Origin of the sequence: Natrinema sp. LN54 (genome assembly GCF_052439245.1) — an archaeon.
Classification (GTDB): Archaea; Halobacteriota; Halobacteria; order Halobacteriales; family Natrialbaceae; genus Natrinema; species Natrinema versiforme_A.
On the sequence record NZ_JBQVRP010000002.1, the window covers coordinates 432,766 to 458,092 of the forward strand.

A 25,327-nucleotide genomic window follows, 5' to 3' on the forward strand; every position below is an offset into this window, starting at 1 on the left:
CGGGTTGGCCCAGTTACGCGCCGCATATCCGCCCGAGTGTCAGTCACTGAGAACGGAATAAAATGGAATGAAAGGTCCGGAATGGACCGGAATGGTCTGAAGAACGTCCGGCTTTTATGATCGTCTCGCCGCCAGCCCCGGATGCGCTATGACGCGTCTCACCCGACGTTCGGCACTGAAGGCCGCAGGCGCATCGCTTGCCGCAGCTACCGTTCCCGCGACGGTTTCCGCCGCCGAGTCCGACTGGACGGTCGTCGAGACCCCGGTCGACAGCACGATCCACGACATCGCCTACACGGCGACGAACCCGCACGCGGTCGCGGGCTCCGGACTGGTCATCGAACGCACCGCCGGCGGCTGGGAGGTCGTCCTGCAGGGCGGTCCCACCGGCAACGGCAACGACCTCTACGGCGTCGACACCACCGACGACGGCGAGCGACTCTGGCTCGTCGGCTCGAGCGGTGCGATCGGCGAGTACGACGTGACGACCGGCAACCTCGTCGACCGCTCGGCGCCCAACGACTTCACGGCGAACTTCAACGACATCGCCGTCACCGGCCCCGCGGGCGAAGCGGACGTGTACGTGGCCGACGACTCCGGCTCCGTCCACTACAGTTTCGACAACGGCAAAGAGGGCACGTGGAACTACGAGGTCCCCGGCAGCGGCTCCGGGCTGAAGGCGATCGAGTTCTACGACGCCCGCTCGGGCCACGTCATCGACACCAACGGAAAGGTGTTCGCCACCGACGACGGCGTCACGTGGAACCCGATCGGCATCGAGGACGCCGGGGTCACCTACTACGGCCTCGACAGCGACGCCGCGGACGACGTCCGTGTCAGCGGCGGTAACGCCTCCGTGTTCACGTACAACGGGAGCCAGTGGGTCCCCGAGAGCCTCGGCGACGCCGCCCTCTTCGACATCGAGACCGACGCCGGCACCGGGTACACCGTCGGTAGCGGTGGCGCGGTCTTCGAACTCGAGGACGGCGAGTGGACCCGGAACGAGACGCCGGTCGGCGAGAACCTCCAAGCCGTCGCCACCGGCCCCGTCGACATCGCCGTCGGCTCCTCCGGTGCCCTGCTCGAGCGATAACGGTTCCGACTCACCGATTCCGTCCAGGAGTCGCGCTCGTGACCACCATCCGCTGGCTGATGCGACACCGTTTTTTCGCGTGACCCGGTCCTCGATGCGGGCTAATCGCTAGCCGGGACTCGAGCGGAAAAGGAAGAGCCTTAAACGTGGGACGAAAATCGGGAGATGCGCGCGGATGGTCTAGTGGTAGGACCTGAGCCTTCCAAGCTCATGGCCCGGGTTCAAATCCCGGTCCGCGCATTCCTGCGGCGAACAAATACGTGAGCCACAGCAATCGCTCAAGGATTTGACCGACGGAAGACGCACATTCGCGAGTGAGACGAGCGAGACCGTCTTCAGGTAGTTCGAATCCCGGTCCGTGTACGTTTCGACGAACGGCTGCAAAAGTTCGCGAAAACCCCCTCTCGAGTACCCGCTCTCACACTGCTTCGACGCGCTCGAACAGCGACGCGCCGATCGCGACCATCACGACCGACGAGAACCCGAGCGCGCCGAGATCGACCAGGACGGAGAACGACGACGTGCCGACCAGCACCGCTCGCAGCCCGTCGACCCCGTAGGTCAGTGGGTTCGCGTACGCCAGATACCGCACTGAACTCGGCAGTCCCTCGAGCGGGTACAGCGCGCCGGAGAGGAAAAAGAGCGGGAAGATGACGAACTGGACGATCAGGCCGAACCCTTCGCTGTCGCTGAACTGGGACGCGAGCGCGATCCCGAAGCCGACGAAGGTGATCGCGAGCAGCGCGAGGAAGACGACCGCGAGGGGTACCGAGAGCAGGCTCACGGGCGCGAACCCGAGCGGGATCGAGAGCAGGAGGATGAGGAGCGCTTGGACGAGCGCCGTCGTCGAGCCGCCTGCGATCCGGCCGAGGACGATGGACGTGCGGCTGACGGGTGCGACGAGAATCTCCTTGAGGAAGCCGACCTCCTGATCCGCGAGGATCGAGAGCCCGGCGAAGGAAGCCCCGAACAGCATGGTGAAGCCGACGATACCGGGGACGAGATACTGGAGGTAGTCCACGTCTTCGGGGAGGCCGGGGATCGCCGCCCCCTGAAACCCGAAGCCCATGAAGACGAGGAACAGCAGCGGCATCGCGAGCGAGCCGACGATCCGCGACGGCGTCCGGAGGAACCGCTTGGTATCGCGCAGCCAGAGCCCGTAGATGGCCTGCCAGTCGACGACGTTCACGGCTGCTCCTCCGTCGGGACCGTACTCGAGCGGTCGGCCTCCGGACCCGTACCCGAGCTACCGGCTCCCGTCGCCGCGCTCGAGCCGTTCGCGGCCGATCCGGCCCCCTCGCTGCCGGTGCCGGATTCGAGGCTGACGCCGTCCCGCTCGTCGCTGGCCAAGCGATCAGTCAGGTCGAGGAAGACGTTCTCGAGGGTCGGCTCGCGCAGGTCGACCGCCGAGATCCGAGCGCCTGCGTCGTCGGCGAGACGGACGAGGTCGGCGATCCGCGCGTCGCCGTCGTCGACCGTGACGTGGACGCCGGTATCGACGACGGCGTGCTCGCGAATCCAGGGCTGCTCGGGGAGTCGCTCGAGCAGTGTAGCTGGAACGTCGTCCGCGAACTCGAGGGCGACGACGTCGCCGCCCAGCGAGTCTTTGAGCGCCGTCGGCGAGTCCATCGCGACGATGTCGCCCTCGTCGACGATCGCGACGCGGTCACAGAGGCGTTCGGCCTCCTCGATGTAGTGGGTCGTCAGGACGATCGAGACGCCGGCCTCCGCGTTCAGCCGCTCGATATACGCCCACATGTCCTGGCGGGTGCGCGCGTCGAGGCCGACGGTCGGTTCGTCGAGGAAGAGGACCGCCGGTTCGTGCAACAGGCCGCGACCGATCTCGAGGCGACGTTTCATGCCGCCCGAGTAGGTGCCGACGGGGTCGTCCCGCTCGGCCTCGAGGCCGACGAGCGCGAGCACCTCGTCGATGCGGTCGGCCCGTTCGGTCGCGTGCTGGCCGTACAGCCGCGAGTGAAAAGCGAGGTTTTCCGCGCCGGTGAGTTCCTCGTCGAGCGCTGGTTCCTGAAAGACGATTCCCAGACTGGATCGGACGGCTCCCTTTTCGGCGCGGATATCGCGGCCGTTGACGGTCGCGGTTCCCGCGCTCGGTGGCAACAGCGTCACCAGCATGTTGATGAGCGTGGATTTGCCGGCCCCGTTCGGTCCGAGCAGACCGAACAGTTCGCCCTGCGCGACCGTAAACGAGAGGTCGTCGACAGCGGTCACGCCGTCGAATTCCTTGGTTAGTCCGTCGACGCGTATCGCGTTCATGGTGTCATCTCGTATACTGACTGAACGGTCAATCAATAAACAGTCGTCGGTTCTGGTTGGATTTTCGAAACGAAAACGATAGCAGACTCGGAACGGCGCTGCGGAGGGTCCGCGCTAAAACGGCGTTTCGGCCGTCCGGTCGGGGAGATCCACGGTCACCGCGAAGACGGCCCCGAGGACGGTTCCGAACAGCAGGTGGCCGAACAGGCTCCCCGCGGCGGCCGTCGTGAGCGGTTCGGCCCCGCTACCGCCGACCGCGTCCAGCCAGACGGGGAGGACGATGAGGGGGAGGACCGTCCAGACGAGCAGTCCGAAGACGAACCCGGCGGCGGTCGTTCGGAAGACGATCCCGGTTCGGGAGAGCGCATCCGTCTCGACATCGGTTCGAAGGGTACCGAGGATCGGCGGGCGCGTGACCAGCACCCCGAAGACGATTCCGAGGACGACCCCGTGAGCGACGTGGACTGCCCAGCCCACGGGGCTGACGGGATCGAGCCCATAGATCGACGGGATCGCGGCCGAGAGGACGTCCGGGTCGAGCAGCCACATGACGATGCCGAACGCGACCGCACCGATCGCACCGCCGAGCGCGCCGCCGACGAGCCATCCGGTGTTGCCGCTGAGTCCGGTCGTAGCCACGGTGTTGGATTCACTACTCATCATGTCATCGCTACCACAAACGAGTCCAAAAGTGTTCGTTCCGTCGGTTTTCCGGCATCTCAGGGCTGGCGGAACGTCCCGATCCGTGCATTGTAGTGGCTCGCTCGCCAAGCGCTCCCGTGGAGTACGAACTGCTCGAGTGGCCGCCCGACGGCCCCAAACTCCGACTCGATCACGAACGGTTCAGCTACGCCGGGAAGTTCGTCATGACGAACACGGGGAAGGCGGTGGCTCGAGCCGAGGACGGCCGGATCGTCGCGGCCGTCGCGTTCAACGAGGACCGCACCGACGGCGACACGCTGTGGCTGCGTTACGTGACCGTCGACCGCGAGCGCCGCGGCGAGGGGATCGGCCCGCGGCTCTGTCGACTGGTCCGCGATCGGGCCCTCGAGCGCGGCTACGACCGGCTCCGGATCGCCGTCAACAACCCCTTCGCCTACGAGGCGCTCTACCGGACCGGCTTCGCCTACACCGGCGAGACGACGGGCATCGCTGAACTGATCCTCGAGTATCCGAGCCCGGACTCGGACCCGGAGACGGATGCGGACGCAGCCCCGGACGCCGACGCGGACTGGACCCCGCGCGAGCGGTATCAGGCGGGACTCGAGGAGTACCGCGCTCGCGACCTCTCGGCGGACGAGGAGGCGTTCCTCGAGTCGCGGCTCGGCAGTGAGCCGCCGGAGACTGGCGGTGAGTGAACGGACGGCGAGGCCGTATCGACGACGGGTCGCGACACAACGGAGTCCCAGCCGACAACCCTACTGCGGCCCCGCCGAGTGGAGCGCGGCGACCGTGACGGCGTGGACTGTTCCCGCGACGGTCACGCTGACGACGGTCGCCAGCACGGCTCCAACGGGCGGCGACGACGCGAGCCGCGAGACGCCGGTCAGTGCGTATCCGACGGAGCCGAGCCCGACCAATATCACCAGAATCGTGCCGGGACTTGCGACCGCGTAATCGAGGCTCTCGCGTGCGGCCGCGACCAGATCGTCGCCGTCGATCACGATGGCCGCGGGAGCGACGAAGAGCGCGACGAAAACGGGAGCGATCAGGAGTAGCGCCACGAACGCGAGCCCGATGCCGAACCCGGTCCACGCGCCGGCCAGGACTACCGTGCCGAGCGAGACGCCGGCGACGACCGCGACGAACGCGACGAGTCGGGCGACCCGATCGAGCGGCGGGACAACCCCGTTCGTGTCCGTGCCCGCCAGCCAGAGACACCAGGCGAACGCGACCGCCGTCGCGGCGCTGAGCAGCGCCTGCCAGCCGACGAAGGCGACGAGAAACCGGGGTTTCATCCCGGACAGGATCGCGGAACTGATTTCGACCGTCGGCTCGAGCCGCGGGACAAGCGGCAGCGAAAGCTGGACGAGGCCACGGTCGGGGAACGGCGCGAGGCCAACGGGGTACGGCGACGCGAGCCTAGCGACCGTACTTGCGGCACCGAACGCGCCGGCGACGGCGAATGGGCTGACCAGCGATGGCCGCCCGCGGAGCAGGGCGACCACGGTCGCGAAAATCGACCTGAGACCGGGACCGGCCCCGAGACTCGAGACGACCGGCTCCGGCCCGGTCTCGCCCCCGTTGACCGCGTCGGAATCGGAGTCGTCAGTCGCCATCGTCACCCAGCCCGTAGAGCATCAGCGTCGTTCCGATGACGATTCGATCGCCGGCGACGACCGCGGGCGTCAGGGCGGCACGTTCGGTTTCGCCGCCGCCCGAGGTCCCGACCGTTTCGGTGAACGTCCACAGCCGTTCGCCGTCCGCCGTCGCGAGGGCGTGGAGACCCACACGGCTGGGGACGAGCAGGAGGTCACCGGCGACCGTCGGCGGTGGGCCCCCTTCCGTCAGGATGCTGCCGGGCGCGTCGTCGATGGTCTCCGTCCACCGAACGCCGCCGTCCGCGCGGTCGATGGCCGCGACGCCGATCGGGTCAGCCCCCTCGTCGGCTTCGATCACGCCGACGTGGTAGACGGTCGTCTCGTCGACGGCGAACCCGACGTGTGCGTCGCGCTCGAGCGGGCGAGTCCAGCCGCGACCGCCCGACGCCGCGTCGAGTTCGCGGATCCGAACCGCCCGGCTCGAGTCCGATTCCGTCCATCCGACGGTGTAGACCGTCCCGTCGCGTGCCGCCATACTGTCATCGGCCTCGACCCGCCACTCGGAGGTCCGCCCCTCACCGACGGTCCACTCGTGAGTGCCGTCCGCGAGGTCGAGTCCGACGAGCACAGGTCCGCCGAGGACGCGCCCTTTCACGACGACGGTCCCGGTCGCGGTGTCGATGACGTGGTCGATGGGAACGAGCGAGTACTCGTCGTCGGGGTTGGCGGCCGCCAGTCCGTATCGCCAGCGTTCGCCGCCGTCGTCGGGCGTGACAGCCGAAACGGTTCCCCGCGGATGGAGGCTAACGACGGTCCCGTCCGCGACGACCGGTGTGCCGGACTGCGCCGCGTCCGCACCGAACCCGCCGGGCGGCGCCGTACTAACGCCCTCGCCGTCGATCCACCAGCGCGCCCGGTCCTCGCCGATCCCCGAGACGGTCTCGGGCCAGCCGTCGGGTTCGGCGGCGTAGCCGGCGACCGCGTTCCCGTACGGGACGAGCAACACGCCGTCCCGGTAGACCGTCGTCGAGGCGAACGCCATCGGGCCGGCACCCCGACCGAAGCCGCCGTAGGTATTGGCGACATCTCCGTCGCCGGTCTCGGCATCGACGACGAACAGCCCGTTTGCGTACTGGCAGTAGACGGTCCCGTTCGCGACGACCGGCGGGAGCCACCCGGACGCGCTGACCGAGCGCGACCAAGCGATCTCGACGCCGTCCCGTGGCAGGTCAGCGTCCGAGACGTACCGCGTTCGGCCCGGATCGCGGCCGTACATTCGCCAGTCGGTCTCGCTCGCGGCGGGCGTCCGGTCCGCGCCGAGACAGCCCGCGCCCGCGCCGAGCAGCGTTCCAACGCCGGCGAGCACTGCCCGACGACCCGGGCTCGAGGCGTTATCCATGCTATCAGTTAGTGTATATCCATTTTATCTCCGGAATAAAACTTCGTATCGACGCCGATCGACTCGGTACGCGGGCGGGTCGAAGCCAACGATTCAAATCCCGGTCCGCCCAAATGGCTGCCAATGGGAAACGCCGCACTTCGGGACATCGCCGTCATCGAGGAGATTCCCTTCGACGACATCGAGGGGACCGTCGCCGTCGACGCGCACAACTGGCTCTACCGCTATCTGACGACGACGGTCAAGTGGACCGACAGCAGGAAGTACACGACCGGAGACGGAACCGAAGTCGCCAACCTCGTCGGGATCGTCCAAGGGCTGCCCAAGTTCTTCGAACACGACATCACGCCGGTGATGGTCTTCGACGGCGGCCCGTCCGAACTGAAAGACGACGAGATCGAGTCCCGCCGCGAGCAGCGCCGGAGCTACGAGGAGCAACTCGAGACCGCCCGCGAGGAGGGCGATTCGGTCGCCATCGCGCAACTCGAGTCCCGAACGCAGCGGCTGACGCCGACGATCCAGGAGACGAGCCGCGAACTGCTGCGACTGCTCGACGTGCCCATCGTCGAAGCGCCGGCGGAGGGCGAGGCCCAGGCCGCCCACATGGTCAAACGGGGCGACGCCGACTACGTGGGGTCGGAAGACTACGACGCCCTCCTCTTCGGCTCCCCGCTGACCCTGCGCCAACTGACGAGCAAGGGTGACCCCGAACTGATGGATCTCGAGGCCACCCTCGCCCACCACGACCTGACCCTCGAGCAGTTGATCGACGCGGCGATCCTCATCGGGACGGACTTCAACGAGGGCGTTTCCGGGATCGGACCGAAGACGGCGATTTCGGCGATCACCGAACACGGCGACCTCTGGAGCGTCCTCGAGGCGCGTGGCGACCACGTCGAGTACGGCGACCGCGTTCGCCAACTGTTCCGCGATCCCGACGTGACCGACGACTACGAGTTCGACGCGAGCGTCGATCCGGACCTCGAGGCGGCGAGGGCCTACGTCACCGACGAGTGGGGCGTCGACGCCGGCGAGGTCGCACGCGGCTTCGAGCGCATCGAGGAGAGCGTCACGCAGACGGGGCTGGATCGCTGGACCTGAGCGCCGGTCGGGTTCTCGGTCTCGATCGACACGGAGCCGCTCGCAGCGCGTGACCGTCCGACCGTCGACCGTCAACTCGCGGTGCGTTTCGGGAGTTCGATGTAGAACGTCGACCCCTCACCGGGTTCGGACTCGACCCAGATGTCGCCGTCGTGGTTCTCGACGATCTCTTGGCACAGCGGGAGTCCGACGCCGGTGCCCGCGTACTCCTCGTCGTGGTGGAGTCGCTTGAAGACCTCGAAGATGCGGTCGGTCTTGTCCGGATCGATCCCGATCCCGTTATCGGCGACCGCGAACTGCCAGTGGTTCGCCCGTTCCTCGGCCGTGATGTCGACCCGCGGCGGCTCGCTCTCGTTGTACTTGACGGCGTTCGACACGAGATTGGAGAACAGCTGCTCGAGCTGTTCGCCGTCGGCGGTCACCGTCGGAAGCGAGCCGACGGTGATCTCCGCGTCGCGCTCCTCGATAGCCACCCATAGGTCGGCCCGCACGTTCTCCAGAACGGCAGTACAGTCGACCGGCTCGAACTCGCCGTCTGCCTGTTCGACCCGCGAGTACGCGAGCAGGTCGTCGACCATCGCTCGCATCCGGTCCGCGCCGTCGACCGCGAAATCGATGTACTCCCGGGCGTCCTCGTCGAGGTCGGCCCCGTACTGGCGCTCGAGGAGCTGGAGGTAACTCGAGACCATCCGCAGGGGCTCCTGCAGGTCGTGCGAGGCGGCGTAGGCGAACTGTTTCAGCCGGTCGTTGGACTGCTGGAGCTGGGCGACCGTCTGCTCTAAGTCCCGCTCGTACTGCTGGCGCTCGAGTTCGTACTTCACCCATTGCCCCATCAGGTGATGGAACGTCCGCTCGGCCTCCGAGAACTCGTCTCGGGACTCGTTCGCGATGAACCAGAACGTCCGGTCGTCGGCCTCCTCGAGTTCGAGGTAGGTCCCGAGATACGCCCGCACGCCGAATCGCTGGGCGCACAGTTTCCCGTCGAACCCGTCGGCGAGGGGGTCGGTGATCGCGCTCGTACCACCGTTGGTCACGGGGACCTGACAGTACGTCTCGGAGAGCGGGTACCGTTCGCCCGGGACGAGGTGGTCGTGATCGCCGTTCGTGACCTCGACTTCGAATCGATCGGTCTCCGGATCGACCGCGGCGATCCCGCCCAACTTCATGTCGAACCGCTCGCAGCCGAGATCGAGAACCGACTGGAGTTGCTCGTCGAACGACCGATCCGGGTCGGCGACAATCTCGTACAGCCGCCGCTGGAACCGCTCGCGCTCGCGGCGACTGAGTTCGTTGCTCACCCACTGGCTCATCAGCTCCAGAAACGTGTACTCGGTGTCGGTGAATTCCTCCTCTCGCGGAGTCTGTGCCCCGAAACACAGCGTTCCGTAGCGATCGCCGTCGACTTCCAGGGTCGTCCCGAGGAAGGCGTCGAGACCGAAGGTATCGTAGGCGGGATCGCCCTCCCAGCCCTCGGCGACGGCGTTCGTCACGCTCACTGACTCCCCGGCGTCCATCACCCGCTGGCAGTACGTCTCCGAGAGCGTGTCGGTGACGCCCGGCTCAATCCGTTCGTGCGAGCCGACCGCGTCGACGACCTCGAACCGATTGGTATCGGTCGCGACCGACGTGAGATAGCCGATGTCGAACCCGAACCAGTCGCGGCCGTGTTCGAGCAACTGGTCGACTTTCTCTTCGAAGGTGTGATCGGGGTTCGACGTGATCTCGTAGCTCGTCCGCAGGAACTGCTCGCGCTCCCGGCGCTCGAGTTCGTTGCTCACCCACTGTCCCATCAGCTTCAGGAACGTCCGCTCGTCGTCGGTGAACGGGTCGTCTCGCGGCGACGTGTCGTAGAACCAGAGCGTTCCGTAGGGATCGGTGCCGGCGGTGACCCTGATGCCGAAATAGGTCTCGAGTCCGAACTCCTCGAACACGACGTCGTCGTCCCAGCCGGCCTCGACGACGTCGGGGACGGCGGTCGGCTCGTCCCAGGTAATCGCCCGTCGGCAGAAGTTGCCCTCGGCCGGTTGGACGGGTAACTCGCCCTCCAGATCGCCCATGTCGGGGCCGACCGTGGCCTCCGCCCTGAAGTTGCTCTCCCACGACGGGAGATGCGCCAGCGCGCCGCCCCTGAGATCGAACCGCTCACAGCCCAGCTCGAGCAGTCGCTCGACCGTCTCCTCGAACGATCCGTCGCTGTTCGCGGTGGTCTCGTAGAGTTCCCGAAGGTAGCGTTCGTGTTCCCGTAACCCCGTCTTCGCTTCGGTCCGCTCGCGGACCGTCGCCAGCATTCGATCGACCGTCGCGGCCGGGTCATCGGGCCCGAAGAACGTCTCGGGCGGCGTGTAGTAAACGTTCTGCGAGACGGTCCGGCCGACGACGAGGTGCGGATGCGTCTTGATAACGTCGTGGAGGATCGATGCCGGCATCCGGTCGCGGTCGTACTGGCAGAGCACGGCACAGTTCTCGTCCCGAAACAGTTCGTTCACCCGCGATTCCAGCGCCATGAACTCCTCGGCCGTGTCGGCCTCCTCGAGCAGCCACGTCTCTTCTGCGGCCACGCGAACGCCCTCGAACTCCGCGAGCCCCGCCGCCACGGTGCTCTCGAGGAACGCGAGCGACTCCTCGAGGTCGAACGACCCGTCGGCCAGATAGGTCTCGTCCGCTGATCGAACCAGCAGCGTACCCGATTCGAGCGCGGAATCCACGTCGATGCCGGCATCGCCCAGCGCCTCGAGTACCGCATCCCCGTCGGTTTCGTCGGTGATGTAGAGACACTGCTCGCCCCGCTCGAGCCCCTGCCGGACGAACGGAATCGTGGCCGCGAACTGCTCGTCGCGGCTCTCGTAGAGCAACGCGAGATGGCCGTTCGAGTGGTCGTGGGCCTCGATCGGTTCGGCCGGGCCGCGAAACGCCGAACTCCGGCGCAGTGCCTCGATCCCGCCCCCGCGATCCGGTGGGCCCTCCTGATCGTCGGGTTCGGCCTGTCGACTCATTACCGAGCAGTACCGTGCGGAGCCCTAAAAGATCTGTAGTGGGGAGAGACGACTGTCGTGCCGGCCTCTCTCGGAAGTCGCGGCCGCGGCGTGCCGGTCTCCGGGAGCCAGCAAACCGTCCCCAGCGGACCGACACTACGGCCGTTCCGCAACCGTTCCGACGCGTCGGTCGACCGCGACTCACCGATCGCGCTGGAACCGCTCCGGGACGAGGTCCCGATAGGCGAACCCCGCCGCGGTTTCGGCGTCGCTGACCGCGGAGAGGTACCCCAACCCGACCGTCGTTTTCAGCCCGTTCGCTGCTCGGCCCGTGAGGACGCGGTCGCCGACCGTCGCGACCGCGTCGTCGCCCACGCTGACGACCCAGCCGGGCGACTCGAAGGTGAACGCTTCGAGAGCGGCGTCGACCTCGATCCCGTCGCCGTCCGTAGCGAGGGTGGTGATACTCTCCGCGACCGTCCGCGCTTCCCGCACGGCGGCCTGTGCGCTCGCCGGCACGGGCTCCCCGTCGGCGCCGACCGCGCGGACCGCGTCCCCGAGCGCGAACGTCCGCTCGTCGAGCCGGAGGTCGCTCCGGACCGTCGGCCGCTCGCCCTCGAGCGCGTCCGCGCCCCGAATTCCGCCGGTCCAGACGAACCGGTCGGCGGGAACCCGGTCGCCCGAGTCGAGGTGGACGTGCGTCTCGTCGGCTCGCCGGACGGCCGCGTCGGTCCGCACCTCGACCCCCTGCTCCTCGAGTGCGGTCCGAACCGCGCGCTGAAAGGGGTCCGAGAACCCCGGTGCGACGTGCTCGCATTGCTCGAGGACCGTAATCGTCGCGTCGGCCCGTTCCTCGCGAGCGAGCGCCGCAAGTTCTCCCGCGACCTGCACCCCGGAGAGGCCGGCCCCGCCGACGACGAGTCGCGGGTCGTCGCCGCGGAACGCCTCGAGCGCGCCCGACCGAATCCGATTGGCGTGCGAGAGCCGCTTGAGCGGCGTCGAGTGCTCCCGGACGCCCTCGAGTCCGTAGTAGGCGGTCCGCGCGCCGAGACAGATCGCCGCTACGTCGTAGGAAAGCGTGCCGCTCGAGAGGGAGACGACCCGCTCGTCGCGGTCGATTTCTTCGACGCGAGCGACGCGGACGGCGGCCCGCTCGAGCACTTCGGGAAGCGGGACCGTGATCGCCGCGGCCAGTTCCGGCCGGCGGATCACCCGGTGGAGTTCGTGCTGAACGAGGTGGTCCGGCGACCGGTCGACCAGCGTGATGTCGACCGCCTCGGGGAGGTCTTCCTCGAGCAACCGCGTCAGGGTCAGCCCCGCGTAGCCCGCACCGAGAACGACGACGTGCATGGGTAGGCGTAGGGACTCGAGTCGCATAGTGACCGGTGGACGATCGCCCCGACTGGAACGGTATCTACAGATCCGACTCGAGTCGGCGATTCGGTCCTACCGAAGCGGGAAAACGAGCGCGAACGACCGCCGGTGAGTGCGTCGCTACAGGGCCGAGAAGACGAGCCACGGCACGATAAACATCGCCAGCGTCAGCACGGCGAGGATCAGTCCGTAGCCGATACCCGTTCCCACGACAGTGAGCCACGCCGGATGGTCGAATTCGCTCAGATCGACAGCCATGTCTCTGTCATCCGGTGACGAACGCATAAACGTACCGGAACGCCGACTCACGGGTTACATCGGCGGAATCGATGGGGCCTCGAGCAGTCCGTCGTAACCCGACTACCGGTAGATGTTCTGATACCGCTCGCGGTACTCTCTGAGGGCGAGTCTGGCCTTGCGTCGCGAGGTGAAGCCAAAGCCCACCGCCTCGCACGACTCGTCGTCACACTCCCATCGGAACGTCTCGGACTCGGGATCCCTCGAGACCGAGGCGTCCGTCTCGCACAGCGGACAGGTCCATCCCCACCGCATATCGCCGGCATCGACACTCGGGCGAGTCATACTCTATGCCGGGATTGTACTGTGCACTGAAAAGCCCGCGCCTCGAGTCGTTCATCGCTTATGACGGGGCGGCGATAGCGTTCCGCCTCGCGTGCGAGCCGAGCGCGGTTTTCGGACCGTTTTTACCGAGTGAGCCGCTACGAGCACGCAATGACGAAGATCGTCGTGGTGGACAACCACGGACAGTTCACCCACTTGGAACGCCGAGCGCTTCGCGACCTCGGCGTCGACACGGAACTGATCGACAACGACACGCCGCCAGAAGCCGTCGACGCCGACGGTGTCGTCCTCTCGGGCGGTCCCGACATGGATCGGATCGGCACGTCGGCCGAGTACCTCGAGGCCGATATCCCGGTCCTCGGTATCTGTCTGGGGATGCAACTGATCGCCGAGGAACTCGGCGGGAGCGTCGGCAGCGGCGACTACGGCGGCTACGCGGACGTCACCGTCGACATCGTCGACGACGAGGACCCGCTGACCGGCACCCTGCACCCCGAGACCCGCGTCTGGGCGAGCCACGCCGACGAGGTCACGGAACTGCCGGACGGCTTCGAACTGACCGCGAGAAGCGACGTGTGTGACGTCGAAGCGATGAGCGACACCGACCGCGACCTCTACGGCGTCCAGTGGCACCCCGAGGTCGCCCATACCGAGGAGGGCGACGAGATTTTCGAGAACTTCGTCGCGATCTGCGAATCGCGGTAGTCCCGGTCCCGCCACACCGCTATCATACGTGCTCGTGTGGGTTCGGACGGTTGCGGCGACCGGCGACCGTCTCATCTGCAAGCCACCTGTTTATTGAAATCAGCGCTGTCGACTCACACGAGCGCCTATGACTATCGACTCAACCGAAGACCTCTTCGTAGACGGACTGAAACACGCGTATTACACCGAACAGCAACTCGTCGAGGCCCTCGACGAACTCGAGCAAACTGCCTCGAGCGAGGAACTCAAGTCGGGCTTCGCCGAGCACCGCGAGGAGACGCAAAATCACGTCGAGCGCATCGAAGACGTGTTCGAGCAACTCGACGCCGACGCGGAGGCCGAGACGGATCCGGTCGTCGACGGGATGATCGAGGCCCACGAGGAGTTCATGGACAAGGATCCCAGTCAGGAGGCCATCGACCGGTTCAACATCGCCGCCGGCCAGAAGTCCGAACACTACGAGATCGCCGTCTACGGGAACCTCATCCCGATGGCGGACCAGCTCGGCATGGACGACGTCGCGGACACCTTAGAGGAGACGCTGCGGGAGGAGCAGGACGAACTCGACAGCCTCTCGGAAATGGGCGAGGAGTTCGATTACGGCGAACTGTCGGTCTCGGAGTGAGAGCGGCCCGGCATTCAGTTTCTTTTTCGCCACCTGGGAGATCGAACACGCGCTCGAGCAGCGAGGCTCACCACGTCCCCGATTGACCGTCAGTCTCTTGCCCGTCCGCCCGGATGTGGGTGACGATGACAGTTGACACTATCGGTCGGTTCGAACGCGCCCTCGAGGGACTCGAGGTGGGGTTCGAGCGCGTCGCGGCCGCCGACGCGAGCGAGCGGATCGACGCGGTCGCCGACGCGCCGGCCGTCGGCGCAGCGCTTCCCTACGAGGGCGTTTCGCTCCCCGAGACGGTGACGACCGCGCCGACGACCGCCGAACTCGAGGCGGCACGAACGGGCGTCACTCCCGTCGGGTTCGCAATCGCGGAGTACGGCAGCGTCGCCGTGGAGTCGACGGCCGACGGCGCGGAACCGATCGCCCTCTACCCGGACCGTCACGTCGCGGTCGTCCCGGAGAGCGACGTCGTCCCGAATCTCAGCGCCGGTTTCGACCGGCTCGCGGACGGGTTCGACGCGGGCCGGGACAGCGTCGTCTTCGCGACCGGACGGAGCGCGACGGCGGACATGGGCGACCTCGTCCACGGCGTCCACGGGCCGGGCGAGGTCCACGTGATCGTTCTGGAGGACCGATAGGATGGCCCAGCGCACGCGATCCGAGCGAGCCGAGCGGATCCGGCACCTGCTCGAGACCGAGGGGCCGGCGATCCACGCCCAGGCGAGCGCCTCGAACGACCGCCGGAAGGAGACCTACGGCGGGACCGACGACCTCGAGGCGTTGCGAACCGACGCACGGGCGATCAAGGAAGACGCCATCGAGCGACTGCCGGAGTTGATCGAGACGGTCCGGGCGGCCGTCGAAGCCAACGGCGGTACCGTCTACGTGGCGGACGACGCCGCGGACGCGAACGCGTACGTGGCCGACGTGGTCGAGAGTGAGGCCGCGAGCGGTGCCGACGTCGACGCGGCGGCCGCGGAGCCGTCGGTCGTCAAATCCAAATCGATGACGACCGAGGAGATCGATCTCAACGAGGGACTCGAGGCCGCGGGGATCGACGTCACCGAGACCGACCTCGGGGAGTGGGTGCTGCAGGTCGCGGACGATACGCCCTCCCACATCGTCGGCCCGGCGATGCACCTCGATCGCGGGCAGATCGCCGAGCTGTTCAACGAGCGGTTCGACCCCGACGAGCCGTTCGAGACGGCAGAAGAGCTGACCCGGTTCGCCCGCGACCACCTCGGCGAGATCATCACCGAGGCCGACGTGGGGATTACGGGTGCGAACTTCGTCGTCGCCGAGAGCGGGACGATCACGCTCATCACGAACGAGGGCAACGCCCGCAAGTGCGCGGTCACGCCCGACACCCACGTCGCGATCGCGGGCGTGGAGAAACTGATCCCGACGCTGTCGGACCTCGAGCCCTTCGTCGATCTGATCGCCAAGAGCGCGACGGGCCAGCCGATCTCCCAGTACGTGACGATGCTGTCCCCGCCGACCGACTCGCCGACGCTGGATTTCGAGTCGCCGGACGAGCCGATCACGGGCGACGGTAACGGAGCGGGGGACGAACTCGGGAACTCGGACCGCGACTTCCACCTCGTCTTGCTGGACAACGGCCGCACGGACATGCGCGAGGACGATCAGCTCCGGGAGACGCTGTACTGCATCCGCTGTGGGGCCTGCTCGAACTCGTGTGCGAACTTCCAGTCGGTCGGCGGCCACGGGTTCGGCGGCGAGACCTACTCGGGCGGCATCGCGACCGGCTGGGAGGCCGGCGTCCACGGACAGGACTCGGCGGCCGAGTTCAACGACCTCTGTACCGGCTGTACGCGCTGCGTCGACGCCTGTCCGGTGAAGATCGACATCCCGTGGATCAACACCGTCGTCCGGGACCGGATCAACCGCAGCGGCGACGCGGAGTCGTACGACTTCCTCGTCGACGGGCTTACGCCCGACGAGGAAGCAGGCGGGATCGACCCCGGCAAACGCTTCTTCGGCAACATCGGCACCGTCGCGAAGGCCGCCAGCGCGACCGCGCCCGTCTCGAACTGGCTCGCCGACGCCGGCCCCGTCCGCGCGGCCCTCGAGCACGCCCTCGGAATCGACCGCCGCCGAGAGTTGCCCACCTTCCGGCGGGAGTCCCTTGTCGACTGGTTCGAGGAGCGAGGTGGCCCGGACGCCTCGAGCCGACGAGCAGCACGGGCCGCTCGAGACGGCGGGACCGAGATCGACCGCGAGGTCGTCCTCTACCCGGACGTGTACACGAACTACGTCGACACCGAGCGCGGGAAAGCCGCGGTCAAGACACTCGAGGCGCTCGGCGTTCCGGTTCGGGTTCCAGACCTGCCCGAGAGCGGGCGCGCGGCGCTCTCACAGGGGATGATCGCGACGGCGGACCGGCAGGCCAGCCGGCTCTTCGGTGCACTAGCCGAGGACCTCGATGCTGGCCGGGACGTGGTCGTCATCGAGCCCTCCGATCTGGCCGCCATGCACCGCGAGTACGAGCGCCTGCTCCCCGAGCAGTCGTTCGATCGGCTCCGGGAGAGCAGCTACGAGATCTGCGAGTACGTCTACGGCCTGCTCGAGAACGGAGCCGAGCCGTCGGCCCTGTCGACCGGCGACGGAGCGGAGCTGGTCGCCTACCACTCCCACTGCCAGCAGCGTACGCTCGACCTCGAAGCCCCCACCGTGGCCGTCCTCGAGCGCTGTGGCTACGCGCCCGAACCCTCCGACGCCGAGTGTTGTGGCATGGCCGGCTCCTTTGGCTACAAGCGGGAGTACTACGAACTCAGTATAGATGTCGGCGAGCGGCTGGCGACACAGGTCGAGGACGCGGAAACCGTCGTCGCGTCCGGAACGTCGTGTGGGGACCAGCTCGAGGCGCTGCTCGAGCGCGAGGTTCCGCATCCGATCGAGTTGCTCGCACCCGGCTCTCGGCGGTAGGGAACGAAACTCGAGCCCGCACAGGTAGTAGAATGACTTCGGTATCCATCTACGACCATTTCCGCCCGACTGATAGCGACTACCCTGCCGGAATCTACCGCGTCGTCGGAACGAGCGGAGAGACCGTGACACTACTCCGTGTCGGGGACGCTGATGGCAGACGAGTCAACACCGGCGAACTCGAGCGGGTCTCAGAGGCCGACCTCGAGGCGTTCGAGTCGGCCGCAAACCCGGACGGAAACCGCCCGTTCGGGGCCGCCGTCGCGTCGAAACTCGAGATGGGATACTGGTCGCTCCGGGCCTTCGGGCAACAACTGGTCACACGGCCGCTTCCCGCTGCAGTCGCCGGACTGCTCGTCGTCGTGGGCGTCGTCGGCGAACAAATCGATACCCTGCCGGAGCCCGTGCTCAGCGCATTGATACTCGTCGGCGCCCTCGGGCTCGCAGTCATCGGGAGCGGCCGGTTACGGTCGTAACGAATCGCGCGACTCGAGCGGATCGCTCACTATCTGGCAGGAGTACAGCGAATCGAACGAAACCGCGTGCCTACGCCTCGAACAGTTCGTCGACTGCGTGTCGCGCCGCGAGCGCGGCGTCGTCGGCGACCTGTTCGGGGTCGGGATCGGCCTCGTCGTCCTCGGGCGCGTTGAGGTAGACGTCGACCTCGAGGACGCCGTCCTCGAAGACGACGGTCACGTCGTAATCGCGCACGTCGGACTGTTTGTACTGTGAAAAGATGACGCCTTCCGCGGCGTCGGCCGCCGTCTGAACGACGGTCTCGTCCGACGGCTCGTCAGTCGGCATTTACGCGCCGCCAGCGCCCGGACCGCCGGGGCCGGCCGGACCGCCGCCCATGCCGCCGCCGAGCATGTCCTCGAGTTCCTCCTGCAGGCTCTCGAACTGGTCCTGGACGCGCTCTTCCTGCTTCTCGAGGGTCTCGAGACGGATCTCGAGCGAGTCGACCTTGTCCTCGAGGTCCTCTTCGGCCTGATCGTAGTCGGTCTCGACGAGGAGTTCGCCGACGTTTCGGTACATCGTCGTTCCCTCGTCGATGTTCTCGAGCTCGTCGAGGGCGTTCTGTGCCTCGGTGAGACCCGATTCGGCTTCCTGTTTCTGGACGGCGACTTCCTGTGCCGTCTCCTGTAGGTCCTGAAGCTGCTCGATTTTCTCCTGTGCCTCGGGCGGCAGGTTTCCTTGCATATCTCGACCGTCGCCCTCCGGACTGATAAAGACCAGCTTTGTCTTCCGGTCGGCGGTCGGCACCGACTGCCGATCGTCCTGGCCTAGTTCGAACCGCGTCCGTCGGTTGCGACCGCGTCGTCGCCGGCCGTCGGCGTCGCGGCGCTGTCGGTTCGGATCACGAGGTAGCCCCCGACGAGGAAAAGCGCGCCCCAGAGCAGGAAGACTGCGTCCCAGAGGACGATCGGGCCGGGACCGGCGGGCCAGACGTGATGCAGCCCGAGCAGGTGGTGATCGACGATCCCCTCGACGAGGTTGAACACGCCCCAGCCCATGATCACCGCACCGAACAGCGCCCGCCCGGAGTTCGGGACCGAGTGGAACCGCCACGCTCGAGAGAGCAACACGACGCCGATGATCGTGAACACGTACGTCCCGAGGTGAAAGAGCCCGTCGGCCATCACGTTGAGCTCCAGATCGGTCGCGACGCTCGAGTCGGGATACGACGAGAGCATGTGATGGATCTGGAGGATCTGGTGGAAGACGATCCCGTCGAAGAAGCCGCCCAGCCCGAGCCCGAGCGCGAGTCCGGCGATCACCAGCGGCTTGGCGTCCCGCCGCAGTCCGAGCCACGTGCCCTCCCGTTCGGCCATACCGTGACTTCGGAAACGAGAACGAAGACCGCGTTGCCTGCCCGTACAGGGTCGGTCGACGCAGTCGCTCGAGATGGGATCATCTACTGGGGCCAGAGTCACCGGACGGAGAGCCACGATCTATTGGGACTCGAGAACGGCTGTGCCCACGTCAGCGGTCCGTTCCGCCACGTCGATCAGCGAAAACCACGTGTTCAGCGCCGCTCGAAGCGCGATTACGTCGTCGGCGTCGATCTCGATGCGAACGCGGGCACCCTCCCGTTCGATGGTCGTCCGCGAGCGCTCGTCGTCGATCTCGCCGATTTCGCGGGCGACGCTCTCGGCGACGAGTTCGGCGCGCGACGCGGTCTCGTAGTCGAACTCGAGGGTCGCGTCGTGAGAAGACACGCGCAGTTACTGGACGTCGACTTCCTTGACATCGCGGCTGCGTTCTTTCAGAAGCACGCGGTGGCCGCAGTAGGGACAGCGGACGCCGCCGTACTCGTCGAGCTGGACGTCGCGTTTACAGCGAGAGCATTTGTAACTCATGCGGGACCTGAATGACGCGTTATTCGTCGTCCTCTGCGAGGGCAGCGCGGATGGAGCGCTGGACGGTGCGGCCGGCGGGGGTCTCCGGGCGGTACGCGCCGCCGGTGAAGACCTCGCCGGTCTCCTCGTTCTTCCAGATGCCGGTGCCGACGCGGGTGACGTCGTCGCCGTCGACTTCGGCGTTTTCCATGTCGTCCTCGATCTCGCTGACGCGACGTCGTGCGACGCGGCCGTAGCGGGCGCCGAAGCGGCCAGCGCTACCGACCTGTCCTTTCTTGGCCATAGTAGTCCTCACTATCGCCAGCGGATTCTTAAACCTGTTGAGTCGTGACGGCTCTCGGACGGCGCTTCGTCGGTCGGCCCAGATCACGACCCGCCGATTCGCTCGGCGACCGGCCACGCCAGCAGTTCTAGAAAGACGAGCGCGAGCGCGGCGAGATACCCGGCGATCGCAAGCGGCGCGGTAAGCAGTCCCGGGCCGATACTCGGGGCCGCGAGGAGCGTGCGGACCGCGAGACCGCTCGTCGCCAACAGCGGAATCAGGGTCAGGACGGCGTCCGGTCGCTCGAGCATGGCTAATTATATCTAATTACGGCCGTCCCGATAAGGCTCGGACAACCAGCAGCAACTGACACTTCCATCGATTCGGCACAATATTTGCCTCGAGAGTCTCCCGACTGCGGAATCGACATCGACGGCTAGCAGTCCGCGACTGCGACGAGCGACTACTGGAACTCCGCGTCCGCGAGCACGTCGTTGAGATCCTCGCGAATCCGCTCGCCCATTTCACGGTCGCGAGCGGTCGTCACGACGCGGTTTTCCTGCACGCTCGAGCCGTCCCGCAGGAGCATGCGAACGTTGCCGCCGTCGTCGGCGCGGGTCACCTTCGCGCGCATGCCGGATTGGGAGCCCTTGCCGCCGGCGTCGATGGGGCCCGGAATCACCTTCTTGACGTGGGGGTGATCCGCGACGGTGTGAATGGCCCGCATTCCCGTCCGGCCGCCGATGAGCGTCGAGTGACTGCCGCTGATCTTCTCGGCCGGCGGCGTCTCGACCACGTCGAGCGCGCGGTTCCCGCGGCGCTCGAGGACCGCCGCGACGGGTTCGTCGTCGTCGACGCGGTAGAACGGGTGGTGGACGTCCTCGCGAACGGCGCGAATCACCGCTCGCACGCCGCCGGCGTAGACCTCTTCCGGGCGTTTCCGCCGGATCTCGTCGCCGATCAGCCCCGCGAAGTTCCGGAGTTCGATCGGCTCGTTCTCGCCGTCCTCCGGCGTCGTCGTGATCGTCGTCTCCCCGAGAACCTGTTCGTCGGCGTCTCGCTCGCCCGGCTCGTCGGGCTCGCCGGCGAGCATCGTGATGGTCGCCCTGTCGCGTGCCGCCTCGAGGACGATCGCCTCGGTGTTGGCCTCCCGACAGACCAGACAGAAGTCACCGGGTTTCTCGAGCGGCGATGCGCAGTGACGACACTCCATATCGAGGCATCGGGCGACACAGGTAAAACAGGCCTGTTTTCGTCGGAGACGAGGTTCGGCTGCGTTTCACCGGACGAACGGGCCGGAATCCGGCGGTTCCGGGAGAACGGTCGAATCCCCGCTGGGTCCGAGCTACGGCCCGCTCCCGCTCACGGTCGTCTCGTCGCTCCCGGCGTTTCCGTCCGCGTCGATAGCGGTGACGGCGATCCGATACGTCGCGAGTTGTTCGCTCCCTCGAGCGCGCAGCGTCCGGGTCACGGTCTCGCTGTCACCGCCGAGAGCCGCCGTCGCCGCGTCGATCGCCTCGCCCGTCTCGGGGTCTCGGAGTTCGAACTCGGCCCGCTCGAGGCTGTTTACATTAGTAGGGTTCTCGAGAGAACCGCGTTCGAGACGGTCAGCGGCTACAGAATATCGGTGAGAACGGTCCGAACCGGCTCCGTGTCGACGACCTCGTAGGGCACTCTGAGCGGCGAGACCGACACCTGCTCCTCGAGCAGGGCGTGCCGATCGGTGTCGTCGGGGTCGGGAATGTCCCGGTTCGCCATCTGCTGCCAGAGCCGGTTGGTCAGCTGAAACCGGCCGTTCTCGAACGTCGCGTCCATCTCGTAGACGTCGGTCGGCCGAGTCAGTTCGACGCCGTTCGGCTCGCAGTCCGGTCGCGGCACGTTGACGTTCAGGTAGTCTACGCGGTCGAACAGTCCGGTTCCCGGCGTGCCGTCGACCAGTTTCGCGGCGATCTCGCCCGCGCGTTCGAAGTCCGCCGGCTCGAGGTCGCCGTCGTGGCCGAGCGTGTCCATCGAGACGGCGATCGACGGGGTGCCGAGAAAGGCCGCCTCCATGGCGGCGCTGACGGTCCCCGATCGAGAGAACACGTAGGTCCCGAGGTTCGCCCCCGAGTTACAGCCCGAGACGACGATGTCGGGGGTCGGCTCGAGGGCCTTGACCCCGACGATGGCACAATCACAGGGGGTGCCGTCGACGGCGTAGCCGAGGTCGTGGTCTACGTGCGGGACCAGCGAGGTAAACGAGTCGGCCTCGAGATCCAGCGAGAGGTCGTCGTTGTCGGCCGACCGCGTCCGGCCGTAGGACAGCGACCGGCCGACCGCGCTCCGGTTTCGGTCGGGCGCGACGACCGTGACCGTGCCGACCGCCGAGAGCGCGTCGTGTAACGCTCGGATGCCGGGCGCATCGATTCCGTCGTCGTTCGTCAGGAGAATGTGGGGGTCCGAATCCAGTTCCATTGCCTGTTCGTCCGGTGGCGGGCGAGCTACGTATCAGTTCGGTCCCCCGCGGGTTCGGTCCCGACTGTCCGCGGGCTCCGTGACAGTTCGGTTTACGTACTCGTCGCTCCTACGGGATGCATGATCGGATTCGACTACTGGCCACAGATCGCCTCGCTACTCGCACAGACCGACCCCGGCGTCAACTCGATATCGGGACGACGAACGGACTTCTCGGCGGCGCGATCGGCGTGTTCCTGTCCACGCTGGTCGTCGGCGCTATTCTGGTCGCCGTCGCCCCCGACTTCACCGAGCGGATGATGGCGGACGTGCTCGAGGACCCGGTCGGAACCTTCGCGTACGGGATCGTCTCGCTGCTCGCGCTCGGACTGGTGATACTGCTCCTGGCCATCACGATCATCGGCATCCTGCTCGCAGTTCCGCTCATCGTCGTCGCGTATCTGGTGTGGGCGATCGGTGGCGCGATCGCCTCCCTCGCCATCGCCGACCGACTGGTCGGTCGTAACGACGGCTGGTTGAAGCCGCTAGTGGTCGCTGCGTGTATCAGCGGGGCGCTCGCGGTGACCGGGATCGGCGGCCTCCTCGCGATCTGTCTCGGAGCCGCCGGCTTCGGCGCGATACTCCGAACCTATCTCTGATGCGGGCGGACTCGAGGGAGCTCAGTGCAGGCGCGCCGAAACGCGGTCGATCACCGGACTGTGCGGGACGCCCATTGCCCGGTACATCCGTCCCTGAACGACGATCTGGACGAACAGTCCACACGAGAGGATCGTCGGATACCAGATCGTCGGGAGTCCGCTCAGGCGAACCCAGAACGCGCTGGCGACGCCGACGACGGTGACCGCGATCGAAATGAGGCGGTGGCCCCTCGAGAGCAGCGGTGCGCGCGCTCGCTGCGTGTCGGTGTAGAGTCGCTGTTCGGAGAGGCCCAGTAACCCCTGTACGACGTACAGTACCGACATGAATATCGAGAATAGCTCGAACATAAATTCCGGGACACCCGACAGTGAGTTAACAATACTGATCCGAAACCGTTACCACGGCAGGTACCGCCGCAGACGTGCGACGATCGATCGCTGGCGGCGGACCCGCAGCGTGGTTCCGTCGGCCTCGAACGCCGCCTCGGTCGCGGCGATCTGTTCGCCGTCCGGAAGCTGGTAGTACTGCTCGCCGGCCGGAACCGTCCCGCCGCTGCTCGCGCCGAACAGCGACTTCGACCGGCCCGTCAACTCCGGCGCGGGCCCGTCGTACTCGATCTCGTAGACGGTCTCCCCGTCCTCGGTGATCTTCCGCCAGTCGACGATCTCGCGGTCTCCGGTCGTGCCGATCATGCTCGAGAAGGTACGCGGTTCGGCGCGCGGTGAGTCGCGGTGTCCATTCGTCGCGTCGATACTCGTGACAACGACCTAAAGATTGTGTCGTGTCGCCGCTCGAGTCAGCGTCAGTCAGCGGGACCCGGCGTCGGCGGACTCGCTCAGCCGAGGTCGACCGGATCGACTTTCAGGTACTCCCGCAGGACGACCGTCGCGTACGACCCCTTCGGCAGCGCGAACTCGAGGGTCAGCGGCTCGGTCTCGAGGGCCAGATCCGTCCGGAGGAGCACGGCTCGCCGGGTTCCGGTCGAATTGAACTCGCCGGGAAGGTCGAAGTCCGCGGGCTCGAGACCGAGGTCGTCGAGAACGCTGCGCTCGATTTCGCCCTGCTCGCCGTCGGCGAGTTCGGTCTCGGTGCCGACCAGCGGCGCGGTGACGAACGCCCGGCCGCGCTCGCAGTGGCGAGTCACCGAGTCGACCCGGCGCTCGTCGACGCGCTGGAGCCGATCGGTGTCGGGCAGTGCGAGCCCGTCGGGAGCGTCGGTGTCCGAGAAACAGACCACGTCGCCCGCGACGGGGCGATCGAAAGGGAGCCCGCGCTCTAAGCGCTCGGAGAGCATCAGGTTGAACGCGTAGGACTGGGCCGCGTGGACGAACAGCCGCTGGAGGTTCGAGGGCACCCGCTCGAGGGCCGCTCTGAACTGCTCGGGGCCGGGCTCGCCGTCGTACTCGGCGAGCGCGTGGATCATCGAGCGCTCGTAGCGCAGGCGGTGTGGCACCTGCTCGAGGGCCTCCTGCCAGTTCCTCGTCTCCTCGACGAACGCTCTGGCTTCCTGCGTTCCCTCGGGTTCGGCGTCCGTCGGGTTCCCGAGGTAGGCCATCACCGCGCCCTCCCAGTCGTCGCGGGCGATCGCGAGGCCTACTTTATGGGTCACCGGCCGGCGGCTCCCGAAGCGCTGCTGGCCGAAGAAGTTGGGGACGCCGATCGATGTCGCGGAATCGCTGCTCTCACCACCGCCACTGCCGCTCTCGAGCCCACCGAACGCGCGCAGTTCGTCGGTGATCGCCGCGGCGTTGTCGGGCTGTTCGGGGTCGGTGACGACGAGTTCGAACGCGTTGCCCGCGAGGTCGCCGAACTCGAGGTTTCGCCCCGCGCGGCCCAGCACCTCGAGCTCGACGCCGTCGATTTCCGGCAGGTCCGCGGGATCGGCTCCGTAGACCGAAAACAGCTGGGTGGTCACGGCGTACTTGTCCTTCGTGCCGGCCCAGTTGACCCGCTCGCGGGAGATGCCGAGCGCGTCCGAGAGCCGCGAGGCGAAATCGTTGGTGTCCCACCCGCGCAGCGTCGCTCGGAAGACGAGGTGGGGGTAGGCGTCCGTCGGCGCGTCGACGGGTTCGGTGTCGAAGCGCTCGAGTTCGCGCACCCGGAAGTCCGCGTCGTCCTCGCGCAGGCGACCGCCGACGCCGTCGGTCTCGCTGACGTAGTGGTCCATGCCGACGGCCTGCTCCGTAGGGTGGGCTGAGCGCATACTGGTTGGCGGCGATTCGAGTGCCGGGCGTAAATCGGTTCGTTCTCGCGGCGGAGAATCGTTCGCTGTCGATTCGTCTCGGC

Annotated in this window: 30 protein-coding genes, 1 tRNA gene and 1 pseudogene; 10 read left to right on the forward strand and 22 right to left on the reverse strand. The window is 67.1% G+C overall.

Going from position 1 to position 25,327, the window contains the following annotated elements; all coding sequences use genetic code 11:
* The first annotated feature begins 148 nt into the window (after positions 1 to 148).
* Both ACT4ML_RS07340 and ACT4ML_RS07345 read left to right on the forward strand, forming a co-directional pair.
* On the forward strand, positions 149 to 1,093 hold the full coding sequence (locus ACT4ML_RS07340; protein WP_444720271.1) for a WD40/YVTN/BNR-like repeat-containing protein: 945 nt from the start codon (positions 149 to 151) through the stop codon (positions 1,091 to 1,093).
* Positions 1,094 to 1,262: 169 nt separating this feature from the next.
* A tRNA-Gly gene (locus tag ACT4ML_RS07345) sits at positions 1,263 to 1,333 on the forward strand.
* A gap of 178 nt (positions 1,334 to 1,511) precedes the next feature.
* Here the strand turns inward: ACT4ML_RS07345 and ACT4ML_RS07350 are convergent.
* The 3 genes from ACT4ML_RS07350 to ACT4ML_RS07360 all read right to left on the reverse strand — a co-directional run bounded on the left by ACT4ML_RS07350 (position 1,512) and on the right by ACT4ML_RS07360 (position 4,027).
* Positions 1,512 to 2,282, reverse strand: a complete 771-nt coding sequence (locus ACT4ML_RS07350) for an ABC transporter permease (protein WP_138245847.1) — start codon at positions 2,280 to 2,282, stop codon at positions 1,512 to 1,514.
* Positions 2,279 to 3,367, reverse strand: coding sequence for an ATP-binding cassette domain-containing protein (locus ACT4ML_RS07355; RefSeq protein ID WP_444720272.1), 1,089 nt, complete (start codon positions 3,365 to 3,367; stop codon positions 2,279 to 2,281). The genes ACT4ML_RS07350 and ACT4ML_RS07355 overlap by 4 nt, the downstream gene beginning before the upstream one ends.
* Before the next feature lie 114 nt (positions 3,368 to 3,481).
* On the reverse strand, positions 3,482 to 4,027 hold the full coding sequence (locus ACT4ML_RS07360) for a hypothetical protein (RefSeq protein WP_444720273.1): 546 nt from the start codon (positions 4,025 to 4,027) through the stop codon (positions 3,482 to 3,484).
* Positions 4,028 to 4,146: 119 nt separating this feature from the next.
* Here ACT4ML_RS07360 and ACT4ML_RS07365 point away from each other — a divergent pair, with 119 nt between their 5' ends.
* A complete protein-coding gene (locus ACT4ML_RS07365; RefSeq protein WP_444720274.1) occupies positions 4,147 to 4,725 on the forward strand; it encodes a GNAT family N-acetyltransferase in 579 nt (192 codons plus the stop codon).
* Between the two features lie 60 nt (positions 4,726 to 4,785).
* On the opposite strand, the gene ACT4ML_RS07370 is transcribed toward ACT4ML_RS07365, so the two are convergent.
* Together ACT4ML_RS07370 and ACT4ML_RS07375 are read right to left on the reverse strand one after the other, a co-directional pair.
* Positions 4,786 to 5,646 (reverse strand): hypothetical protein, encoded by an 861-nt coding sequence (locus ACT4ML_RS07370; RefSeq protein WP_444720275.1) that lies wholly within the window; start codon positions 5,644 to 5,646, stop codon positions 4,786 to 4,788.
* Entirely contained in the window at positions 5,636 to 7,027 is a 1,392-nt protein-coding gene (locus ACT4ML_RS07375) for an outer membrane protein assembly factor BamB family protein (RefSeq protein WP_444720276.1), read from the reverse strand. Before ACT4ML_RS07375 ends, ACT4ML_RS07370 begins: the two co-directional genes overlap by 11 nt.
* Before the next feature lie 123 nt (positions 7,028 to 7,150).
* On the opposite strand from ACT4ML_RS07375, the gene fen reads away from it, so the two are divergent.
* Positions 7,151 to 8,128 (forward strand): flap endonuclease-1, encoded by a 978-nt coding sequence (fen, locus tag ACT4ML_RS07380; RefSeq protein ID WP_444720277.1) that lies wholly within the window; start codon positions 7,151 to 7,153, stop codon positions 8,126 to 8,128.
* A 71-nt stretch (positions 8,129 to 8,199) separates the two neighbouring features.
* Here fen and ACT4ML_RS07385 read toward each other — a convergent pair whose 3' ends face one another.
* The 4 genes from ACT4ML_RS07385 to ACT4ML_RS07400 form a co-directional block, all read right to left on the reverse strand.
* Entirely contained in the window at positions 8,200 to 11,121 is a 2,922-nt protein-coding gene (locus ACT4ML_RS07385; protein ID WP_444720278.1) for an MEDS domain-containing protein, read from the reverse strand.
* 180 nt (positions 11,122 to 11,301) lie between these two features.
* Positions 11,302 to 12,450 carry an NAD(P)/FAD-dependent oxidoreductase gene (locus tag ACT4ML_RS07390; protein ID WP_444720279.1) on the reverse strand — a complete coding sequence of 383 codons (1,149 nt, stop codon included), beginning with the start codon at positions 12,448 to 12,450 and terminating at the stop codon, positions 11,302 to 11,304.
* Positions 12,451 to 12,594: 144 nt separating this feature from the next.
* A complete protein-coding gene (locus tag ACT4ML_RS07395) occupies positions 12,595 to 12,732 on the reverse strand; it encodes a hypothetical protein (protein WP_444720280.1) in 138 nt (45 codons plus the stop codon).
* 102 nt (positions 12,733 to 12,834) lie between these two features.
* Positions 12,835 to 13,056: a hypothetical protein gene (locus ACT4ML_RS07400; RefSeq protein WP_444720281.1), complete on the reverse strand. Its 222-nt coding sequence runs from the start codon at positions 13,054 to 13,056 to the stop codon at positions 12,835 to 12,837.
* A 150-nt stretch (positions 13,057 to 13,206) separates the two neighbouring features.
* Here ACT4ML_RS07400 and ACT4ML_RS07405 point away from each other — a divergent pair, with 150 nt between their 5' ends.
* The 5 genes from ACT4ML_RS07405 (at position 13,207) to ACT4ML_RS07425 (ending at position 17,802) form a co-directional block, all read left to right on the forward strand.
* Entirely contained in the window at positions 13,207 to 13,761 is a 555-nt protein-coding gene (locus tag ACT4ML_RS07405; protein ID WP_444720282.1) for a GMP synthase subunit A, read from the forward strand.
* A 127-nt stretch (positions 13,762 to 13,888) separates the two neighbouring features.
* Positions 13,889 to 14,386: a YciE/YciF ferroxidase family protein gene (locus ACT4ML_RS07410; protein WP_138245837.1), complete on the forward strand. Its 498-nt coding sequence runs from the start codon at positions 13,889 to 13,891 to the stop codon at positions 14,384 to 14,386.
* 125 nt (positions 14,387 to 14,511) lie between these two features.
* Positions 14,512 to 15,018 carry an LUD domain-containing protein gene (locus ACT4ML_RS07415; protein WP_444720283.1) on the forward strand — a complete coding sequence of 169 codons (507 nt, stop codon included), beginning with the start codon at positions 14,512 to 14,514 and terminating at the stop codon, positions 15,016 to 15,018.
* Between the two features lies 1 nt (position 15,019).
* Complete coding sequence (locus ACT4ML_RS07420) at positions 15,020 to 17,326, forward strand: LUD domain-containing protein (protein ID WP_444720284.1); 2,307 nt, start codon at positions 15,020 to 15,022, stop codon at positions 17,324 to 17,326.
* Positions 17,327 to 17,451: 125 nt separating this feature from the next.
* Positions 17,452 to 17,802: a hypothetical protein gene (locus ACT4ML_RS07425; RefSeq protein ID WP_444720285.1), complete on the forward strand. Its 351-nt coding sequence runs from the start codon at positions 17,452 to 17,454 to the stop codon at positions 17,800 to 17,802.
* 70 nt (positions 17,803 to 17,872) lie between these two features.
* Here the strand turns inward: ACT4ML_RS07425 and ACT4ML_RS07430 are convergent, their stop codons facing one another.
* The 10 genes from ACT4ML_RS07430 to surE all read right to left on the reverse strand — a co-directional run bounded on the left by ACT4ML_RS07430 (position 17,873) and on the right by surE (position 22,402).
* Positions 17,873 to 18,130, reverse strand: coding sequence for a DUF3194 domain-containing protein (locus ACT4ML_RS07430; protein WP_138245833.1), 258 nt, complete (start codon positions 18,128 to 18,130; stop codon positions 17,873 to 17,875).
* Positions 18,131 to 18,526, reverse strand: coding sequence for a prefoldin subunit beta (locus ACT4ML_RS07435; protein WP_444720286.1), 396 nt, complete (start codon positions 18,524 to 18,526; stop codon positions 18,131 to 18,133). It abuts the gene before it with no gap.
* An 83-nt stretch (positions 18,527 to 18,609) separates the two neighbouring features.
* On the reverse strand, positions 18,610 to 19,158 hold the full coding sequence (locus ACT4ML_RS07440; RefSeq protein WP_138245831.1) for a DUF2243 domain-containing protein: 549 nt from the start codon (positions 19,156 to 19,158) through the stop codon (positions 18,610 to 18,612).
* A 120-nt stretch (positions 19,159 to 19,278) separates the two neighbouring features.
* Positions 19,279 to 19,545, reverse strand: a complete 267-nt coding sequence (locus ACT4ML_RS07445) for a KEOPS complex subunit Pcc1 (RefSeq protein WP_444720287.1) — start codon at positions 19,543 to 19,545, stop codon at positions 19,279 to 19,281.
* Positions 19,546 to 19,551: 6 nt separating this feature from the next.
* Positions 19,552 to 19,686 carry a DNA-directed RNA polymerase subunit P gene (locus ACT4ML_RS07450; protein ID WP_006181151.1) on the reverse strand — a complete coding sequence of 45 codons (135 nt, stop codon included), beginning with the start codon at positions 19,684 to 19,686 and terminating at the stop codon, positions 19,552 to 19,554.
* A 19-nt stretch (positions 19,687 to 19,705) separates the two neighbouring features.
* A complete protein-coding gene (locus tag ACT4ML_RS07455) occupies positions 19,706 to 19,969 on the reverse strand; it encodes a hypothetical protein (protein WP_006429482.1) in 264 nt (87 codons plus the stop codon).
* A gap of 83 nt (positions 19,970 to 20,052) precedes the next feature.
* On the reverse strand, positions 20,053 to 20,259 hold the full coding sequence (locus ACT4ML_RS07460) for a hypothetical protein (RefSeq protein ID WP_444720288.1): 207 nt from the start codon (positions 20,257 to 20,259) through the stop codon (positions 20,053 to 20,055).
* Positions 20,260 to 20,411: 152 nt separating this feature from the next.
* Positions 20,412 to 21,161, reverse strand: a complete 750-nt coding sequence (locus ACT4ML_RS07465) for a DUF2103 domain-containing protein (RefSeq protein ID WP_444720289.1) — start codon at positions 21,159 to 21,161, stop codon at positions 20,412 to 20,414.
* Between the two features lie 132 nt (positions 21,162 to 21,293).
* Entirely contained in the window at positions 21,294 to 21,419 is a 126-nt protein-coding gene (locus ACT4ML_RS07470) for a hypothetical protein (RefSeq protein WP_444720290.1), read from the reverse strand.
* 143 nt (positions 21,420 to 21,562) lie between these two features.
* On the reverse strand, positions 21,563 to 22,402 hold the full coding sequence (gene surE / locus ACT4ML_RS07475) for a 5'/3'-nucleotidase SurE (protein WP_444720291.1): 840 nt from the start codon (positions 22,400 to 22,402) through the stop codon (positions 21,563 to 21,565).
* 120 nt (positions 22,403 to 22,522) lie between these two features.
* Between surE and ACT4ML_RS07480 the strand changes: the two are divergent.
* Positions 22,523 to 23,040 (forward strand): annotated as a pseudogene (locus ACT4ML_RS07480) (hypothetical protein).
* Positions 23,041 to 23,061: 21 nt separating this feature from the next.
* Here ACT4ML_RS07480 and ACT4ML_RS07485 read toward each other — a convergent pair.
* The 3 genes from ACT4ML_RS07485 to truD form a co-directional block, all read right to left on the reverse strand.
* Positions 23,062 to 23,364 (reverse strand): hypothetical protein, encoded by a 303-nt coding sequence (locus tag ACT4ML_RS07485; protein ID WP_444720292.1) that lies wholly within the window; start codon positions 23,362 to 23,364, stop codon positions 23,062 to 23,064.
* A gap of 72 nt (positions 23,365 to 23,436) precedes the next feature.
* Complete coding sequence (locus ACT4ML_RS07490) at positions 23,437 to 23,733, reverse strand: hypothetical protein (RefSeq protein ID WP_444720293.1); 297 nt, start codon at positions 23,731 to 23,733, stop codon at positions 23,437 to 23,439.
* 143 nt (positions 23,734 to 23,876) lie between these two features.
* Positions 23,877 to 25,244, reverse strand: coding sequence for a tRNA pseudouridine(13) synthase TruD (gene truD / locus ACT4ML_RS07495; RefSeq protein WP_444720294.1), 1,368 nt, complete (start codon positions 25,242 to 25,244; stop codon positions 23,877 to 23,879).
* Positions 25,245 to 25,327: the final 83 nt, after the last annotated feature.

Bases quoted from the DNA above. Each gene is read 5' to 3' on its own strand.
- ACT4ML_RS07340 (WP_444720271.1), top strand. From the start codon at position 149: ATGACGCGTCTCACCCGACGTTCGGCACTGAAGGCCGCAGGCGCATCG.
- ACT4ML_RS07355 (WP_444720272.1), bottom strand. From the start codon at position 3,367: ATGAACGCGATACGCGTCGACGGACTAACCAAGGAATTCGACGGCGTG.
- ACT4ML_RS07360 (WP_444720273.1), bottom strand. From the start codon at position 4,027: ATGAGTAGTGAATCCAACACCGTGGCTACGACCGGACTCAGCGGCAAC.
- ACT4ML_RS07370 (WP_444720275.1), bottom strand. From the start codon at position 5,646: ATGGCGACTGACGACTCCGATTCCGACGCGGTCAACGGGGGCGAGACC.
- ACT4ML_RS07375 (WP_444720276.1), bottom strand. From the start codon at position 7,027: ATGGATAACGCCTCGAGCCCGGGTCGTCGGGCAGTGCTCGCCGGCGTT.
- fen (WP_444720277.1), top strand. From the start codon at position 7,151: ATGGGAAACGCCGCACTTCGGGACATCGCCGTCATCGAGGAGATTCCC.
- ACT4ML_RS07385 (WP_444720278.1), bottom strand. From the start codon at position 11,121: ATGAGTCGACAGGCCGAACCCGACGATCAGGAGGGCCCACCGGATCGC.
- ACT4ML_RS07390 (WP_444720279.1), bottom strand. From the start codon at position 12,450: ATGCACGTCGTCGTTCTCGGTGCGGGCTACGCGGGGCTGACCCTGACG.
- ACT4ML_RS07395 (WP_444720280.1), bottom strand. From the start codon at position 12,732: ATGGCTGTCGATCTGAGCGAATTCGACCATCCGGCGTGGCTCACTGTC.
- ACT4ML_RS07400 (WP_444720281.1), bottom strand. From the start codon at position 13,056: ATGACTCGCCCGAGTGTCGATGCCGGCGATATGCGGTGGGGATGGACC.
- ACT4ML_RS07405 (WP_444720282.1), top strand. From the start codon at position 13,207: ATGACGAAGATCGTCGTGGTGGACAACCACGGACAGTTCACCCACTTG.
- ACT4ML_RS07410 (WP_138245837.1), top strand. From the start codon at position 13,889: ATGACTATCGACTCAACCGAAGACCTCTTCGTAGACGGACTGAAACAC.
- ACT4ML_RS07415 (WP_444720283.1), top strand. From the start codon at position 14,512: ATGACAGTTGACACTATCGGTCGGTTCGAACGCGCCCTCGAGGGACTC.
- ACT4ML_RS07420 (WP_444720284.1), top strand. From the start codon at position 15,020: ATGGCCCAGCGCACGCGATCCGAGCGAGCCGAGCGGATCCGGCACCTG.
- ACT4ML_RS07430 (WP_138245833.1), bottom strand. From the start codon at position 18,130: ATGCCGACTGACGAGCCGTCGGACGAGACCGTCGTTCAGACGGCGGCC.
- ACT4ML_RS07435 (WP_444720286.1), bottom strand. From the start codon at position 18,526: ATGCAAGGAAACCTGCCGCCCGAGGCACAGGAGAAAATCGAGCAGCTT.
- ACT4ML_RS07440 (WP_138245831.1), bottom strand. From the start codon at position 19,158: ATGGCCGAACGGGAGGGCACGTGGCTCGGACTGCGGCGGGACGCCAAG.
- ACT4ML_RS07450 (WP_006181151.1), bottom strand. From the start codon at position 19,686: ATGAGTTACAAATGCTCTCGCTGTAAACGCGACGTCCAGCTCGACGAG.
- ACT4ML_RS07455 (WP_006429482.1), bottom strand. From the start codon at position 19,969: ATGGCCAAGAAAGGACAGGTCGGTAGCGCTGGCCGCTTCGGCGCCCGC.
- ACT4ML_RS07460 (WP_444720288.1), bottom strand. From the start codon at position 20,259: ATGCTCGAGCGACCGGACGCCGTCCTGACCCTGATTCCGCTGTTGGCG.
- ACT4ML_RS07465 (WP_444720289.1), bottom strand. From the start codon at position 21,161: ATGGAGTGTCGTCACTGCGCATCGCCGCTCGAGAAACCCGGTGACTTC.
- surE (WP_444720291.1), bottom strand. From the start codon at position 22,402: ATGGAACTGGATTCGGACCCCCACATTCTCCTGACGAACGACGACGGA.
- ACT4ML_RS07485 (WP_444720292.1), bottom strand. From the start codon at position 23,364: ATGTCGGTACTGTACGTCGTACAGGGGTTACTGGGCCTCTCCGAACAG.
- ACT4ML_RS07490 (WP_444720293.1), bottom strand. From the start codon at position 23,733: ATGATCGGCACGACCGGAGACCGCGAGATCGTCGACTGGCGGAAGATC.
- truD (WP_444720294.1), bottom strand. From the start codon at position 25,244: ATGCGCTCAGCCCACCCTACGGAGCAGGCCGTCGGCATGGACCACTAC.